Genomic DNA, 15,352 nt, shown 5'->3' with positions numbered 1-15,352 from the left:
CATGGGCACCGGCGTCGAACAGATCATCACCGACACCCTCGACGAGCACGAGCTCGTCTACCACCGGCACGAGGGCGCCCACGGCGGGCTGCCCGGCATCATCGTCGAGCTGCCCGGCGAACGGAAGCTCAAGACGAACACCATCCTGAGCATCGGCGAGCACTCGGTACGCATCGAGGCGTTCGTGTGCCGCAAGCCCGACGAGAACTTCGAAGGCGTCTACCGGTTCCTGCTCAAGCGCAACCGCAGGCTCTACGGCGTCGCCTACACCCTCGACAATGTCGGCGACATCTATCTCGTCGGCCGGATGGCCCTGCACTCGGTCACCGCCGAGGAGATCGACCGCGTGCTCGGCCAGGTGCTCGAGGCCGTCGACTCCGACTTCAACACCTTGCTGGAGCTGGGTTTCCGCTCTTCCATCCAGAAGGAGTGGGAGTGGCGGGTCTCGCGCGGTGAGTCACTGAAGAACCTCAAGGCATTCGAGCACCTGATCGAGGACTGAGTCTCAGGCTCAGGCTCACGCGCGAGCGTGGGCCCTGTGCACACGGATTCGCCCGAATACGTGCACAGCACCCACGCTCGGCCGGCGCGACCGCGACCGTGAGAAGATCCTCTGCATGCCGACGCTGATCCTGCTCCGCCACGGTGAGAGCGACTGGAACCAGAAGAACCTGTTCACCGGATGGGTCGACGTCGACCTCACCGACAAGGGCCGGACCGAGGCCGTCCGCGGCGGCAAGCTGCTGGTCGAGAATGACGTGCTGCCCGACGTGGTCTACACGTCGCTGCTGCGCCGCGCGATCACCACCGCGAACCTCGCCCTGGACGCCGCCGACCGGCACTGGATCCCGGTACACCGCGACTGGCGGCTCAACGAGCGGCACTACGGCGCCCTGCAGGGCCTGGACAAGGCCGCCACCAAGGAGAAGTACGGCGAAGAGCAGTTCATGGCGTGGCGCCGCAGCTACGACACCCCGCCGCCGGCCATCGAGAAGGGCAGCGAGTTCAGCCAGGACGCCGACCCGCGCTACGCGGACATCGGCGGCGGCCCGCTGACCGAATGCCTCAAGGACGTGGTGACCCGGTTCGTGCCGTACTACGAGGACACGATCGTGCCCGACCTCAAGGCCGGCAAGACCGTGCTGATCGCGGCCCACGGAAACTCGCTGCGTGCGCTGGTGAAATACCTCGACGGCATGTCCGACGAGGAAGTCGTCGGCCTGAACATCCCGACCGGCATCCCGCTGCTCTACGAACTCGACGAAAACCTCAAGCCCCTGGTCACGGGCGGGGAGTACCTCGACCCCGAGGCCGCCGCTGCCGGGGCCGCCGCGGTCGCCGCGCAGGGTGCCAAGAAATAATTCGCTGGACACTCGGGCCTGCGGGCAAACAGCAGGTTACCGGGGGTTAACGACAGCCGAACTCCTGTATTTGACGGTGTGACATGTCCCGTTTTGGTCGCACGCTGCTGGGATGACGTTCACCGGGTGCGTACGATTTTCGCGTGAGCTTGGTGTCGGCGTTACTGCTGACTGCGGTCGTATCGTTGCTCGCGCTGATCGTCGGTGCGGGGGTGGCCGCCGCAGTCGCCCCTCGCCTCGTGGCCAACCGGCAGCGTCGCGAAGCTGATCAGGCCGGCCTGACTGTGTCGCAGATGCTGCAGCACATCGTGTCTGCAGCGCCCAACGGCATCGTCGTGGTCGACACGTTCAACGACGTCGTCTACGCCAACGACCGGGCCTCCGAGCTGGGCGTCGTGCGCGACCGGCTTCTCGACGACCGGGCCTGGCGGGCGGCCGAGCAGGTATTCGCCACCGGCCAGCCGATCGACGTCGACCTGTCGCCCCGCAAGCTTCCGCACCCCGGACGTTCGGGTATCTCGGTGCGCGGCTGGGTGCGGCTGCTGTCGGGTGAAGACCGCCGTTTCGCCGTCGTCTACGCCGACGACCAGTCCGAACACGCCAGGATGGAAGCGACCCGGCGGGATTTCGTCGCCAACGTCAGCCATGAGCTCAAGACCCCGGTGGGCGCCATGCGCGTGCTGGCCGAAGCGTTGCAGGCCTCCGCCGACGACCCGGACATGGTGCGCCGCTTCTCCGACAAGATGGTGGCCGAATCGCTGCGGCTGGCCGACATGGTCGGCGAGCTGATCGAGCTGTCCCGGCTGCAGGGCGCCGAGCGGCTGCCCGATCTGGGCGCCGTCGACGTCGACACCGTGGTGTCCGAAGCGCTGTCGCGGCACAAGGTGGCCGCCGACAAGGCCGACATCTCGATCACCACCGACGCCCCGACCGGCTACCGGGTGCTGGGCGACCAGACCCTGCTGGTGACCGCGATCGCCAACCTGGTGTCGAATGCAATTGCTTACTCGCCCAACGGATCCGGCATATCCATCAGCCGGCGCCGGCGGGGTGGGAGTGTCGAGATCGCGGTCACCGACCGCGGTATCGGAATCGCCAAGGCCGATCAGGAGCGGGTCTTCGAGCGGTTCTTCCGGGTCGACAAGGCCCGGTCGCGCGCCACTGGCGGTACCGGGCTGGGCCTGGCGATCGTCAAACACGTGGCCGCCAACCACAACGGAACCATCCGGCTGTGGAGTCAGCCGGGCACCGGGTCGACATTCACGTTGTCGATTCCGGCCTATCCCGATACCGATGAGTCCACAAGTGACTCAGACGACCGAGAGGATTAGCGAGACCGATGACCAGCGTGTTGATCGTTGAGGACGAGGAGTCGCTGGCCGATCCCCTGGCATTCCTGCTCCGCAAGGAAGGCTTCGAGGCCACCGTGGTGGCCGATGGTCCCTCCGCACTGGCCGAGTTCGAGCGCTCCGGCGCCGATATCGTCCTGCTGGACCTGATGCTGCCCGGGATGAGCGGTACCGATGTCTGTAAGCAACTGCGGGCCCGATCCAGCGTGCCGGTGATCATGGTCACCGCGCGTGACAGTGAGATCGACAAGGTTGTCGGCCTCGAGTTGGGTGCCGATGACTATGTCACCAAGCCGTATTCGGCCCGCGAGCTGATCGCGCGGATCCGGGCGGTATTGCGCCGCGGCTCCGACACCGACGACAGCGCCATCGGCGACGGCGTGCTCGAGGCCGGCCCGGTGCGGATGGACGTCGAACGGCATGTCGTGAGCGTCAACGGGGAGCAGATCACGTTGCCGCTCAAGGAGTTCGACCTCCTGGAGTACCTGATGCGCAACAGCGGGCGGGTGCTCACCAGAGGCCAGCTCATCGACCGGGTGTGGGGCGCCGACTACGTGGGCGACACCAAAACCCTTGACGTGCATGTCAAACGGCTGCGCTCCAAGATCGAGGCAGACCCGGCCAACCCGGTGCACCTCGTGACCGTGCGCGGTCTCGGCTACAAGCTGGAGGGCTGAACCCCGTTGGAGGCCGGGGTCGCTCGATGCTCGGCCGCGCTGGTCGCCGGATGTACGGCGACCAGCCCCAGCGCGCTGCGCCGCCGGCACATCGCGGCCAACTCGGCGTAGGCCTTCTCGCCGAGCACCGCGATGAGCTCGGGGGCGTAGGACTCGAAAACCGGGCGGGCGCCGACATGCGCGGCGGGATCACCGGTGCAGTACCAGTGCAGGTCGGCACCGCCCTCGCCCCAGCCGCGCCGGTCGTATTCGGTGATGACGGTCCGCAGGATCTGGGTTTCGTCGGGCCGGGTGATCCACTCCTGGCTGCGGCGGATCGGCAACTGCCAGCACACGTCGGGCTTCATGGTCAGTGGCTCGACACCGAGCTTGAGGGCCTTGCTGTGCAGCGCACACCCGATTCCGCCGGCGAACCCCGGACGGTTCAGGAAGATGCATGCGCCCTTGTACTTCCGGGTGCGCAGGTTGGGCTTGCCGTCGTACTCGTCGTCTTCCAGGTAGCCCTTGCGGCCCAGGCCCTTGTCGCGGAACTGCCAGTCTTCATCGGTCAGTTGACTGACCGCGTCGTCAAGCCGGGCCCGATCGTCGTCGTCAGAAAGGAACGCTCCATGGGAGCAGCAGCCATCGTCCGGGCGGCCCTCGACCGTGCCCTTGCAGGCCGGTGTGCCGAACACACACGTCCAGCGGGACAACAACCACGTCATATCGGCCGCGATCAGATGTGTCGCGTCCTCCGGGTCGTAGAACTCCACCCATTCGCGGGCAAAGTCGAGTTCGACTTCGCCGGGATGCACATCTGTCACGGCGCAAACGGTACTCGCATACGCCGTAACGCATTTCCCAACCGTGGTACGACGCGGAGTGGGACACACCACAAGCCTGGCCTGCCCATCCCGAAGGTTGCGGGTGGTCCGGCCACGAAGCGCCTCTCGACTGCGGTTAGGTTGGTGCAGTGCGGTTAGGCGTGCTCGATGTCGGGAGTAACACGGTGCATCTCCTCGTGGTGGATGCGCGCCGTGGCGGGCACCCGACCCCGATGAGCTCCACGAAGGCGGCCCTGCGGCTGGCCGAGGCGATCGACAACTCGGGCAAGCTGACCCGCAAGGGTGCCGACAGCCTGGTGGCCACCGTCGACGAGTTCGCCAAAATTGCCACCAGCTCGGGCTGTGCCGAACTGATGGCGTTTGCCACCTCTGCGGTGCGCGACGCCACGAACTCTGAGGAAGTGCTGGCAAGGGTGCGGGCCGAGACCGGGGTGTCCCTCGGGGTGCTCAGCGGCGTCGACGAATCCCGGCTGACATTCTTGGCGGTGCGCCGCTGGTACGGCTGGAGCGCCGGTCGAATCATCAACATCGACATCGGCGGCGGCTCGCTGGAGCTGTCCAGCGGGGTCGACGAAGAGCCCGAGGTGGCGCTGTCGCTCCCGCTCGGTGCCGGGCGGCTGACCAGGGAATGGCTGACCGAAGACCCACCTGGGCGGCGCCGGGTCGCGATGCTGCGGGACTGGTTGGCCACCGAACTCGCCGACGCCGGTGCCACCATGCGCCGGGCCGGGAATCCGGATCTCACGGTGGCGAGCTCGAAGACCTTCCGGTCGTTGGCGCGGCTCACGGGCGCGGCCCCTTCAGGGGCAGGCCCGCGGGTCAAGCGGACCCTCACCGCGGCTGGATTAAGACAGCTCATAGCTTTCATCTCTAGGATGACAGCGGCTGACCGTGCCGAACTGGAAGGGGTGAGTGCCGAGCGCGCACCACAGATCGTGGCCGGTGCTTTGGTAGCTGAAGCTAGTATGCGAGCACTGGAGATCGATTCCGTCGACATTTGCCCCTGGGCTTTGCGGGAGGGTTTGATTCTGCGGAAACTCGACAGCGAGGCCGACGGCACAGCCTTGGTAGAGACGTCGGCGCGCGACGCCGCACGTTAAGGAAAAGCTAGCCCCAAAGGCAACATAGGTATGACAGGACCAGAGAACAGCCCATCCGGCACCCGACCGATCTCGGTAGCGGAGTTGCTGGCGAAGAACGGGACGATCGGGGCGCCCCCGGTCGGCGGTCGCCGTCGGCGCCGTCGCGGTAACAGCGACGCGGTGACCGTCGCCGAACTCACCGGCGAAATCCCGATCATCACCGACGACATCGAGTTCGAACCCCGCGGTGAATCGGTTCCCGCCCCTGATCCACTGGTCGACACCGCCGTCGTGGCACCGATCCTGGATGAACCCCGCGAGCCGCGTGAGCAGCCGCAGCCGCGTGAGCAACCGCAGCCGCGTGATGAGCCGCGGGTCCGCAGCGGGAGTCGCGGCGGTGTCTCCAGGCCGCCTCGGGCCAAACCGGCCGCCAGGCCGGCCGAACCCGTTGAGGTGCGCACCGACGCCGAGGACGACTACGAGGCGCACCTGGCTGCGCGCGACGCCGATCCGGAACCCGTCGAATTCCGGCCACGCCCGCGCCGCGCGCCGTACAAGCGCTCGGCGCCCGACTACCAGCCGTCGGGCACCGGCGCCGAGCGGATGAGTCCTGATCCCCTCTACGACCTCCACGAGGACGATGCGGCCGAGCCGGTCGACACGTTGGTCGAAGCCGACGCTCGCGATGTCCGCGACGTGGACACCGACGACGCGGCATACGACGACTACGACGATGAGTACGGGGACCGTTCCTACTCCTCGCTCGGGCCACTGTTCGGCGCCGAGTCCGGCGCCGACGACCGCGCCCGTCGTCCCCGCGGCGGCGTCGACGACATCGACCTCGAGGACGAAGGGCTGTCCGAGGGCGCCGATGAAGCCGACGTCTTCGACGAGCACGACGAATTCGACGAGGATCAGCCGCCCAGCTCCCCGCTGGTTCGCGCAATGTGGATCGTCGGGCAGTGCGTGATCGCGGTGGGCTTCGGTGCCGGCCTGTTCATCGCCTTCGACCAGCTGTGGAAGTGGAACACCATCGTCGCGCTGGTGCTCGGCGTGCTGGTGATTCTCGGCCTGGCCGGTGGCGTGCGGGTGGTTCGCAAGACCGAGGACATCGGCAGCACGCTGACCGCGGTGGCGGTCGGAGCGCTGGTCACCTTCGGACCATTGGCTCTGCTGCAGGCGAATTAGGCCGCGGCGCTGCGGCCGAGTTAGTACGGCGGTACACAATTGGTTGTGCGCCCAGCCATCAAGATCGGCCTGTCCACCGCTTCGGTCTATCCGCTGAGGACGGAGGCCGCCTTCGAGCACGCCGCCCGACTCGGCTACGACGGTGTCGAGCTGATGGTGTGGGCGGAATCGGTCAGCCAGGACATCGACACCGTCGCCAAGATGTCCGCGCACTACGGGGTGCCGGTGCTGTCGGTGCATGCACCCTGCCTGCTGATCTCGCAGCGGGTGTGGGGCGCCAACCCGATCCCGAAATTGGAACGCAGCGTGCGGGCCGCCGAACAACTGGGCGCGCAGACCGTCGTCGTGCATCCGCCGTTCCGCTGGCAGCGCCGCTACGCCGAGGGCTTCAGCGAGCAGGTCGCCCGACTGGAGGCCGACAGCGAGGTCCTGGTGGCGGTGGAGAACATGTTCCCGTTTCGGGCCGACCGGTTCTTCGGGGCGGGCGGCACGTCCATCGAGCGGATGCGCAAGCGCGGCGGTCGACCCGGCCCGGGTATTTCTGCGTTCGCGCCGTCCTACGACCCGCTGGACGGCGATCACGCGCACTACACGCTCGATCTGAGCCACACCGCGACCGCAGGCACCGACGCCATGGACATGGCCCGGCGCATGGGCGACGGCCTGGTGCACCTGCACCTGTGCGACGGTAAGGGCGCGTCCACCGACGAGCATCTGGTCCCGGGCCGCGGCACCCAGCCGACCGCAGAGGTGTGCCGGATGCTGGCCGCGGGAAATTTCTCCGGCCACGTCGTCCTGGAGGTCACCACCTCGGCGGCCAAGACGGCCGCCGAACGCGAGGCGCTGCTGACCGAATCGCTGCAATTCGCCCGTACCCACCTGTTGCGCTGAAACCTGACCCGGCCCCTGCAAAAAGGACTCGTACATGACTGGCTCCACCCTGTTCACCGACGCCATGGCGCTGACGCCGGCCGGTGACGGCGTCTATCACGGTGAGCTCAACGAGCATTGGACGATCGGGCCGAAGGTGCACGGCGGCGCGATGCTCGCGCTGTGCGCCAAGGCCGCGCGCACCGAGTTGGGCACGTCGGCGCAACCTCTAGCGGTGTCGGGGAACTTCCTCTGGGCACCGGATCCCGGTCCGATGCAGGTGGTCACCACGGTGCGCAAGCGGGGCCGCCGGATCGGTCTGGTGGACGTGGAGCTCCGTCAGGGGGAGCGCACGGCGGTCACGGTGTCGGTGACCCTCGGCGAGCCCGAACATCACGTGCCCCCGCTGCTGTCGTTCAACCCGGTGGTGCCGTTGATGACGCCGGAACCGCCGCCGGGTCTGGAGCCGATCGGTCCCGGCCATCCGATGGAGCACATCGTGCACCTGGCACACGGCTGTGACATCCGGCCGGCGTTGCACACCATGGGCCCGCGGACGGATGGCGGTCCACCCGTGTTCGAGTACTGGGTGCGGCCGAAGGGAGTCGCTCCCGACGTGCTGTTCGCCCTTCTCTGCGGCGATGTGTCGGCTCCGGTGACATTTGCCGTGGAACGCACCGGTTGGGCGCCCACGGTCCAGCTGACGGCCTATCTGCGGGCATTGCCGGCCGATGGCTGGCTGCGGGTGATGTGCACCTCGGTTCAGATCGGCCAGGACTGGTTCGACGAGGACCACATCGTGGTCGACTGCGAGGGCCGGATCATCGTGCAGACGCGGCAGTTGGCGATGGTGCCCACGCCGGGCTGACACGGCCCTGACGCGCGGGCATGGAATGCTGTCGCCCATGTCGAGAATCGCGATAATCGGCGGCGGAAGCATGGGCGAGGCGCTGCTGTCGGGGCTGTTACGGGCTGGCAGACAGGTCAAGGACATGGTGGTCGCGGAGAAATTCCCGGACCGGGTCAAGTACCTGTCAGAGAAGTATTCGGTGCAGGTGACCTCGGTCGTCGCTGCCGCCGAGAACGCCACCTACGTGGTCATCGCGGTCAAACCTGGCGATGTCGAGAAAGTGATCGACGAGATCGCCGAGGCGGCGGTTCGCGCCGACAGCGACACCGCCGAGCAGGTGTTCGTCTCCATCGCCGCGGGTGTGGCCACGTCGTACTACGAGAACAAGCTGCCGGCCGGATCGCCGGTGATCCGCGTCATGCCCAACTCTCCGATCGTGGTCGGCGGCGGGGTGAGCGCCTTGGCGCCGGGCCGGTTCGCGACCGCTGATCAGCTCAAGGCGGTCTCGTCGATCTTCGATGCGGTCGGTGGCGTGATCACCGTCGCCGAGTCGCAGCTGGACGCGGTGACCGCGGTTTCCGGCTCGGGCCCGGCGTACTTCTTCCTAATGGTCGAGGCCTTGGTGGATGCGGCCGTGGAATCGGGCCTGTCGCGTGCCGTGGCCACCGATCTGGCGGTGCAGACGATGGCCGGTTCGGCGGCGATGCTGCTGGAGCGCCTCGATGAGGTGAACGCGGCCGGAGGCGCCGCGCTGGACACCACGCCGGCCCAATTGCGGGCGATGGTGACGTCGCCGGCCGGGACTACGGCCGCTGGGCTGCGGGAACTGGAGCGTGGGGGACTGCGGACCGCGGTCTCCAATGCCGTTCAGGCCGCGAAAACGCGCTCTGAGCAGCTCGGAATTACATCTGAGTAATTAGATTAATTCCAACTGATTAGCCCACACCCGTCGCAGTAACCCCACCCGCCACGCTATTCTCCCTTTGTATGCGCGGGTCGGTGCCAGCGGTGGGGAAGCCGCTGGGACTGCCTGTGCCTGATTGATTGGGTTGCGATGACGTCTATGAACGGGCCATCGGCGCGGGATGCTGGCGACGGTCAGCCTCGAGCTCAATTTCTGACGGTCGCCGAAGTGGCGAGCTTGATGAGGGTCTCGAAGATGACGGTGTACCGGTTGGTGCACAACGGTGAACTGCCAGCGGTGCGAGTGGGTCGATCGTTCCGGGTCCACGCCAAGGCGGTCCACGATCTGCTGGAGTCTTCGTACTTCGACGCCGGTTAGGCACACGCCGCAGCGGTCTGGGTGGGCCTGAGCAGGCTGGCGTTTTCCGTTTCGGTGGTCGGCCCGGGTAAAGTGACCGGGTCAACCATCCAGCGTGAGTAGCGGAGACACCAGACTTTATGGGCTCAGTCATCAAGAAGCGGCGTAAGCGTATGTCGAAGAAGAAGCACCGCAAGCTGCTTCGCCGTACTCGGGTGCAGCGTAGAAAGCTTGGCAAGTAGCCTTCCGCTGCAGCCGCTAGGCTGAGCCGATGGATTCTGATGGTCGTTCGGGGGGACGCCCGACGGGAGTCCCCGGGTCGTCTGGCGCGGACTCTTCCGGTGGAACGCAGTCCGCAGGTGCGGCGCCCGCTCCGAAAGTGGTTCTGGTCACGGGTGCGTGCCGGTTCCTCGGTGGTTATCTGACCGCCAGGCTGGCACAGAACCCGTCGATCGAGCATGTCATCGCCGTGGATGCGGTGGTGCCGAGCAAGGACCTCATGCGTCGGATGGGGCGGGCCGAGTTCGTCCGGGCCGACATCCGCAACCCGTTTATCGCCAAGGTGATCCGAAACGGGAATGTGGACACCGTCGTGCATGCCGCGGCGGCGTCCTACGCGCCGCGGTCCGGAGGGCGCGCCACGTTGAAGGAACTCAACGTGATGGGCGCGATCCAACTGTTCGCGGCCTGCCAGAAGGCGCCGTCGGTCCGTCGGGTCGTGCTCAAGTCCACCTCAGAGGTGTACGGCTCGAGCTCCCGTGATCCGGTGATGTTCAGCGAGGAGAGCAGCGCCCGGCGTCCGCCGGGTGACGGGTTCGCCCGCGACAGCATGGACATCGAGGGCTATGCCCGCGGCCTGGCCCGGCGTCGTCCGGACATCGGCGTGACCATCCTTCGGCTGGCCAATATGATCGGGCCGGCCATGGATACCGCCTTGTCGCGGTATCTGGCGGGGCCGGTGGTCCCGTCGTTGGTCGGCCACGACGCACGGCTGCAGTTGTTGCACGAACAGGACGCCCTCGGCGCCCTGGAGCGTGCGACCATGGCCGGCAAGGCGGGCACATTCAACGTCGGCGCCTCGGGCATCATCATGATGAGCCAGGCGATCCGGCGGTCGGGGCGTGTCCGGCTTCCCGTCCCGCGCGGGGCGTTGTCGGCGATCAATTCACTCAGTCGCGCAACGCGTTACACCGAACTCGACCGCGATCAGATGAACTATCTGAGCTACGGCCGGGTCATGGACACTACGCGAATGCACAGGGATCTGGGTTACAGTCCCAAGTGGACGACCGCCGAGGCATTCGACGACTACGTCCGTGGTCGCGGATTGACACCGATACTTGATCCGCGATGGGTACGCTCAATGGAGAGTCGCGCCATGGGGGTGGCGCAGCGTTTGGGATATTAGGACTGGCTCTATCCGGGGTGGGAGAAGGTATCGACGTGGCGGCTGAATCCAAGGCGAAAGTTATTCCGCTGCATGGGAACTCGAGCCGTGCCTCCGCTGCGCGCCGGGCGGCGGCCCGGTCCGACAGTGCCCGCAGGCACCCGTCTGTCCTGGCCGATCCGGGTAGCCGGGCCTCGGCCGAGCAGATCGCCGCGGTAGTCCGGGAGATCGATCAGCGGCGCAGCAGCGCCTCGGGTCACTCGCCGGCCGACGACGGCCCCAGCGAACTTGTCAAGGGCATCGCGGCGGTCTCTGAATTCGTCCGCACCCGGATGACCGGTGAGTACCCGGTGGACGAGTTCGGGTTCGATCCGCACATCACCAACGCAATCTTCTTGCCTTTGCTGAGAACGTTTTTCAGGTCCTGGTTCCGGGTCGAGGTGTCCGGCATCGAGAACCTGCCCGAGAGTGGCGCGGCGCTCGTGGTGGCCAACCACGCCGGGGTGCTGCCCTTCGACGGGCTGATGACTCAGGTGGCCGTGCACGATCACCATCCCGGACACCGGGATCTGCGTCTGCTGGCCGCGGACCTGGTCTTCGATCTGCCGATGGTCGGTGCGGCTGCCCGCAAAGCCGGGCACACCATGGCCTGCACCACCGACGCGCACCGACTGCTCGCCAACGGCGAGCTCACCGCCGTGTTCCCCGAAGGCTTCAAGGGGCTGGGCAAGAACTTCAAGGACCGGTACAAGCTGCAGCGGTTCGGCCGTGGCGGGTTCGTTTCCGCAGCTCTGCGGGCACAGGCGCCGATCGTGCCGTGCTCGATCGTCGGGTCGGAGGAGATCTACCCGATGATGGCCGACGTCAAGCTGCTGGCCCGGTTGCTCGGTCTGCCGTACTTCCCGGTGACCCCGCTGTTCCCGTTGGCCGGCCCGCTCGGGCTGGTGCCGTTGCCGTCGAAGTGGCACATCCAGTTCGGCGAGCCGATCGAGACGGCCGATTACGAAGAGGGCGCCGCCGACGACCCGATGATCACCTTCGAGCTCACCGATCAGGTCCGCGAGACCATCCAGCACACGCTCTATCAGCTGCTGGCGGGGCGCCGAAACATGTTCTTCGGCTGAGGTTTTCGCCTTACCTTCTCCCGGCCAGCAGACACAAAACTGCCCCTTTTCGTGTGAAAAGGGGCAGTTTTGTGTCTGCTCGCGGAAGGGAAAATCAGGCGCCGGACTTTTGCCCAGCAACCATCTTGGCGATCGCGGCATCGCGGGCCGCGGCGATCTGTGAACTGATCTCGTCGGCCTCGTCGATGGCCGCCTCGCCGAGCATGGTGACGATGCTGGTGGCAACCGGGTTGCCGTCGTCGTCGGAGACCTCGGCCCGGACCTCGGCGATCACGGTGCCGTGCGACTCGATGACCGAGTCCAGGTACGAGTCGAACCACAGCTTGTCGCCGACCAGGATCGGGCGGTGGAAGATCAGCTTCTGGTCGCGGTGCAGCACGCGCTCCAGGTTGATCGGGATGTCGAACTTGTCGAACAGCTCCAGCTGGACACGCCGGCCGGCCACCGCCAGGAACGTCACCGAGGCCACGACCGAGTCGTAGCCGTATTCCTTGGCAGCCTCGGCGTCATAGAGCGCCGGATGCTCGTCCTTGACCGCGCGGGCGAACTCGCGGACCTTCTCCCGGCCGACCTCGAAGTAGTCGGGGTACCGGTAGTGAGTCCCGATGATGTTTGCGGCGATGCTCATGTTCCCTGCGCTGTTCGGTATGCGGTGCGCGGTGCGCACAAACGTGCATGGCTGCGGGGGCCCGCTGGCGCGGCCCGCCGCGGCAGCTTATCAGCGCGGGACACCCGCTCAGCGAATGTCGTGGCGGCGGGACGCGGCAGCCGCCAGTGCGCCGCCCAGCGCCCCGAGCGCCAGTGCCGACGGCACGCCGATGCGCGCCGCCTTGCGTGCGGTGCGGAAATCGCGGATCTCCCAGCCCCGTTCCCTGGCCACATCGCGCAGGGCGGCGTCGGGGTTGATCGCCACCGCGGTACCGACCAGCGACAGCATCGGCACGTCGTTGAAGCTGTCCGAATAGGCCGTACACCGGCGCAGGTTCAGCCCTTCCCGGATGGCCAGCGATCGCACCGCATGGGCCTTGCCGGTGCCGTGCAGGATGTCGCCGACCAGCCGGCCGGTGAACACCCCGTCGACCGACTCGGCCACCGTGCCCAGCGCGCCGGTCAGCCCCAGGCGCCGCGCGATCGTGGCGGCCAGCTCATAGGGGGTCGCGGTGACCAGCCACACCTGCTGACCGGCGTCCAGGTGCATCTGGGCCAGCGCCCGGGTTCCCGGCCAGATCTTGTCGGCGATGATCTCGTCGTAGATCTCCTCGCCGAGTTCGACGAGCTCGGCGGTGGAGCGACCCTCGATGAACGCCAGGGCCTTCTGCTTGCCCTCGGCGACGTCGTCGCTGTTCTCCTTGCCGGTGAACTGGAACTTGGCCTGCGCGTAGGCGATGCCGAGGATGTCGCGGTAGGTGAAGTACTTGCGGGCGGCCAGGCCGCGGGCAAAGTGCACCAGCGACGATCCGTGGACCAGGGTGTTGTCGACGTCGAAGAACGCCGCGGCCGTCAGATCGGGCGGCGGCGCCGGTGCCCCGGCGGGCTCGGTGTCGGACTCGAGCTCGGTGACAGCGAGTTCGGCGCCGGCCTCGGCGGCAAGCTCCTGTTCGAGCGCATCGGCACTACCGGATTCGGACACGAATTCACCCTAGGTCACCGGGCCGGGATACTGGCGGTGTGGAGCGCGAGCAGGCGGGTAGCGGCGGTCGAGCCACTGTGACGTTGCTGACCCGGGCCGGGTGCGGTATGTGCGAAAAGGCGGCCCGGCAGCTGGCCGCGTTGCGCGAGGAACTGGACTTCGACCTGGTGAACACCGACGTCGACGTGGCGGCCGCTGCCGGGGACACGACACTGCGGGCCCGGTACGGCGATCTGTTACCGGTGATTTTGCTGAACGGGACCGAACACAGTTACTGGGATGTCGACGAGCAGGCCCTTCGGGCCGACGTCCCCAGCAGATGACGCCGCCAGATGAAATTTGGTGGGCGGGCGGGAAACGATTACCTTGGTGACGTGGTGATGAAGCCGTGAGTGTGCTGCTATTCGGGGTTTCGCACCGCAGCGCGCCGGTGTCTGTTCTCGAGCAGTTGAGCACTGACGAGTCGGATCAGGCCAAGATCATCGACGAGGTCCTTCGATCCTCGTTGGTCACCGAGGCCATGGTCCTGTCCACCTGCAACCGCGTCGAGATCTATGCCGTGGTCGAGGCCTTCCACGGTGGCCTGTCGATCATCGGGCAGGTGCTGTCCGACCACTCCGGCATGTCGCTCAACGATCTCACCAAATACGCCTATGTGCGCTACGCCGAGGCCGCCGTCGAGCATCTGTTCGCGGTGACCAGCGGCCTGGATTCGGCCGTCATCGGTGAAGCCCAGGTGCTGGGGCAGGTGCGTCGCGCCTATTCGTCGGCCGAAGAGCACCAGACCGTCGGGCGCACCCTCCATGAACTGGCCCAACGCGCCCTCAATGTCGGCAAGCGGGTGCACTCCGAGACCGGGATCGACGCCGCGGGCGCATCCGTGGTGTCGGTCGCCCTCGGCATGGCCGAGACCAAACTCACCGGCGGGCTCGCCGGGCGCACCGCAGCCGTGATCGGCGCGGGCTCGATGGGCGCGCTGGCCGGCGCGCACCTGGTGCGGGCCGGAATCGAGCGGGTCCACGTGGTGAACCGCTCGCTGCCGCGCGCTGAGCGCCTCGCCGCCAACCTCACCGAGCAGGGTGTGCAGGCGCAGGCCTTTTCTCTGGACGATCTGTCGGAGGCTCTGGCCGACGCCGATGTCGTGGTCAGCAGCACCGGGGCGGTACGTCCGGTGGTGTCGCTGGCCGACGTGCACCACGCCCTGGCGCAGCGAAATGCTGCCGCCGGCGGCGACCGGCAGTTGGTGATCTGCGATCTCGGCATGCCGCGTGACGTGGACCCGGCGGTAGCCGGGCTGCCCGGTGTCTGGGTGGTCGACATGGACCGGATCCAGCGGGAACCGTCGGCGCGTGCGGCGGCCACCGATGCCGACGCGGCCCGCACGATCGTCGCCACCGAGGTTGCCAACTACCTGGCCGGCCAGCGGATGGCCGAGGTCACCCCGACCGTCACCGCGCTGCGGCAGCGCGCCGCGGACGTGGTCGAGGCCGAGTTGTTGCGCCTGGACAACCGGCTGCCCGGGCTGGACGCGACGCACCGCGACGAGGTGGCCAAGACGGTCCGCCGCGTCGTCGACAAGCTTTTGCACGCACCCACGGTGCGGGTGAAACAACTCGCCAGCGCGCCTGGCGGGGACAGCTACGCAGAAGCCCTGCGTGAGCTGTTCGAACTCGATCCGCAGGCCGTCGAAGCTGTGGCGGCCAGCGAATTGCCCTTCATGACAACAGATCTCGATAAGTCTGAGTAGGT

Annotated in this window: 18 protein-coding genes; 15 read left to right on the top strand and 3 right to left on the bottom strand. The window is 67.1% G+C overall.

What is annotated here, in order from left to right:
• Position 1 precedes the first annotated feature (1 nt).
• The 4 genes from ACWEFV_RS23840 to regX all read left to right on the top strand — a co-directional run bounded on the left by ACWEFV_RS23840 (position 2) and on the right by regX (position 3,387).
• Positions 2-502 (top strand): type III secretion system chaperone family protein, encoded by a 501-nt coding sequence (locus tag ACWEFV_RS23840; RefSeq protein ID WP_135458485.1) that lies wholly within the window; start codon positions 2-4, stop codon positions 500-502.
• 115 nt (positions 503-617) lie between these two features.
• Positions 618-1,361 (top strand): phosphoglyceromutase, encoded by a 744-nt coding sequence (locus ACWEFV_RS23835; RefSeq protein ID WP_450071986.1) that lies wholly within the window; start codon positions 618-620, stop codon positions 1,359-1,361.
• A 143-nt stretch (positions 1,362-1,504) separates the two neighbouring features.
• Positions 1,505-2,692, top strand: coding sequence for a sensor histidine kinase (locus ACWEFV_RS23830; RefSeq protein ID WP_167857990.1), 1,188 nt, complete (start codon positions 1,505-1,507; stop codon positions 2,690-2,692).
• An 8-nt stretch (positions 2,693-2,700) separates the two neighbouring features.
• Positions 2,701-3,387: a two-component sensory transduction protein RegX gene (gene regX / locus ACWEFV_RS23825; RefSeq protein ID WP_054603396.1), complete on the top strand. Its 687-nt coding sequence runs from the start codon at positions 2,701-2,703 to the stop codon at positions 3,385-3,387.
• Here the strand turns inward: regX and ACWEFV_RS23820 are convergent.
• Positions 3,369-4,190, bottom strand: a complete 822-nt coding sequence (locus tag ACWEFV_RS23820; RefSeq protein WP_450071985.1) for a hypothetical protein — start codon at positions 4,188-4,190, stop codon at positions 3,369-3,371. The two genes, regX and ACWEFV_RS23820, sit on opposite strands and share 19 nt — an antisense overlap.
• A 149-nt stretch (positions 4,191-4,339) precedes the next feature.
• On the opposite strand from ACWEFV_RS23820, the gene ACWEFV_RS23815 reads away from it, so the two are divergent.
• The 9 genes from ACWEFV_RS23815 to ACWEFV_RS23775 all read left to right on the top strand — a co-directional run bounded on the left by ACWEFV_RS23815 (position 4,340) and on the right by ACWEFV_RS23775 (position 11,973).
• A complete protein-coding gene (locus ACWEFV_RS23815; RefSeq protein ID WP_167857989.1) occupies positions 4,340-5,311 on the top strand; it encodes a Ppx/GppA phosphatase family protein in 972 nt (323 codons plus the stop codon).
• 30 nt (positions 5,312-5,341) lie between these two features.
• Positions 5,342-6,481 carry an FUSC family protein gene (locus tag ACWEFV_RS23810; RefSeq protein WP_450071984.1) on the top strand — a complete coding sequence of 380 codons (1,140 nt, stop codon included), beginning with the start codon at positions 5,342-5,344 and terminating at the stop codon, positions 6,479-6,481.
• 45 nt (positions 6,482-6,526) lie between these two features.
• The gene (locus tag ACWEFV_RS23805; RefSeq protein ID WP_450071983.1) at positions 6,527-7,372 is read left to right on the top strand and encodes a sugar phosphate isomerase/epimerase family protein; all 846 of its coding nucleotides are present in this window, start codon (positions 6,527-6,529) and stop codon (positions 7,370-7,372) included.
• A 34-nt stretch (positions 7,373-7,406) separates the two neighbouring features.
• Positions 7,407-8,219 (top strand): thioesterase family protein, encoded by an 813-nt coding sequence (locus ACWEFV_RS23800; RefSeq protein ID WP_450071982.1) that lies wholly within the window; start codon positions 7,407-7,409, stop codon positions 8,217-8,219.
• A gap of 37 nt (positions 8,220-8,256) precedes the next feature.
• Positions 8,257-9,117 carry a pyrroline-5-carboxylate reductase gene (gene proC / locus ACWEFV_RS23795; RefSeq protein ID WP_135458471.1) on the top strand — a complete coding sequence of 287 codons (861 nt, stop codon included), beginning with the start codon at positions 8,257-8,259 and terminating at the stop codon, positions 9,115-9,117.
• A 138-nt stretch (positions 9,118-9,255) separates the two neighbouring features.
• Positions 9,256-9,483, top strand: a complete 228-nt coding sequence (locus ACWEFV_RS23790; protein WP_003882954.1) for a cell division/environmental response transcriptional regulator — start codon at positions 9,256-9,258, stop codon at positions 9,481-9,483.
• Between the two features lie 119 nt (positions 9,484-9,602).
• Positions 9,603-9,704, top strand: a complete 102-nt coding sequence (locus ACWEFV_RS23785) for a 30S ribosomal protein bS22 (protein ID WP_003402602.1) — start codon at positions 9,603-9,605, stop codon at positions 9,702-9,704.
• 29 nt (positions 9,705-9,733) lie between these two features.
• A complete protein-coding gene (locus ACWEFV_RS23780; protein WP_450071981.1) occupies positions 9,734-10,870 on the top strand; it encodes an SDR family oxidoreductase in 1,137 nt (378 codons plus the stop codon).
• 29 nt (positions 10,871-10,899) lie between these two features.
• Complete coding sequence (locus ACWEFV_RS23775) at positions 10,900-11,973, top strand: lysophospholipid acyltransferase family protein (RefSeq protein WP_450072083.1); 1,074 nt, start codon at positions 10,900-10,902, stop codon at positions 11,971-11,973.
• Between the two features lie 94 nt (positions 11,974-12,067).
• On the opposite strand, the gene ACWEFV_RS23770 is transcribed toward ACWEFV_RS23775, so the two are convergent.
• Together ACWEFV_RS23770 and ACWEFV_RS23765 are read right to left on the bottom strand one after the other, a co-directional pair.
• On the bottom strand, positions 12,068-12,601 hold the full coding sequence (locus ACWEFV_RS23770) for an FAS1-like dehydratase domain-containing protein (RefSeq protein ID WP_135458465.1): 534 nt from the start codon (positions 12,599-12,601) through the stop codon (positions 12,068-12,070).
• Positions 12,602-12,709: 108 nt separating this feature from the next.
• Complete coding sequence (locus ACWEFV_RS23765; protein WP_135458463.1) at positions 12,710-13,603, bottom strand: HAD family hydrolase; 894 nt, start codon at positions 13,601-13,603, stop codon at positions 12,710-12,712.
• A 38-nt stretch (positions 13,604-13,641) separates the two neighbouring features.
• On the opposite strand from ACWEFV_RS23765, the gene ACWEFV_RS23760 reads away from it, so the two are divergent.
• Together ACWEFV_RS23760 and ACWEFV_RS23755 are read left to right on the top strand one after the other, a co-directional pair.
• Entirely contained in the window at positions 13,642-13,926 is a 285-nt protein-coding gene (locus ACWEFV_RS23760) for a glutaredoxin family protein (RefSeq protein ID WP_286175159.1), read from the top strand.
• A gap of 65 nt (positions 13,927-13,991) precedes the next feature.
• Positions 13,992-15,350: a glutamyl-tRNA reductase gene (locus ACWEFV_RS23755; protein ID WP_135458461.1), complete on the top strand. Its 1,359-nt coding sequence runs from the start codon at positions 13,992-13,994 to the stop codon at positions 15,348-15,350.
• The last annotated feature ends 2 nt before the right edge of the window (positions 15,351-15,352 follow it).

The sequence above is a fragment of the Mycobacterium sp. NPDC004974 genome (assembly GCF_053600815.1).
This window is presented reverse-complemented; position numbering and strand designations above follow the sequence as displayed.

Coding starts and splice junctions, on each gene's coding strand:
- ACWEFV_RS23840 (WP_135458485.1), top strand. CDS start 2: ATGGGCACCGGCGTCGAACAGATCATCACCGACACCCTCGACGAGCAC.
- ACWEFV_RS23835 (WP_450071986.1), top strand. CDS start 618: ATGCCGACGCTGATCCTGCTCCGCCACGGTGAGAGCGACTGGAACCAG.
- regX (WP_054603396.1), top strand. CDS start 2,701: ATGACCAGCGTGTTGATCGTTGAGGACGAGGAGTCGCTGGCCGATCCC.
- ACWEFV_RS23810 (WP_450071984.1), top strand. CDS start 5,342: ATGACAGGACCAGAGAACAGCCCATCCGGCACCCGACCGATCTCGGTA.
- ACWEFV_RS23800 (WP_450071982.1), top strand. CDS start 7,407: ATGACTGGCTCCACCCTGTTCACCGACGCCATGGCGCTGACGCCGGCC.
- proC (WP_135458471.1), top strand. CDS start 8,257: ATGTCGAGAATCGCGATAATCGGCGGCGGAAGCATGGGCGAGGCGCTG.
- ACWEFV_RS23790 (WP_003882954.1), top strand. CDS start 9,256: ATGACGTCTATGAACGGGCCATCGGCGCGGGATGCTGGCGACGGTCAG.
- ACWEFV_RS23785 (WP_003402602.1), top strand. CDS start 9,603: ATGGGCTCAGTCATCAAGAAGCGGCGTAAGCGTATGTCGAAGAAGAAG.
- ACWEFV_RS23780 (WP_450071981.1), top strand. CDS start 9,734: ATGGATTCTGATGGTCGTTCGGGGGGACGCCCGACGGGAGTCCCCGGG.
- ACWEFV_RS23770 (WP_135458465.1), bottom strand. CDS start 12,601: ATGAGCATCGCCGCAAACATCATCGGGACTCACTACCGGTACCCCGAC.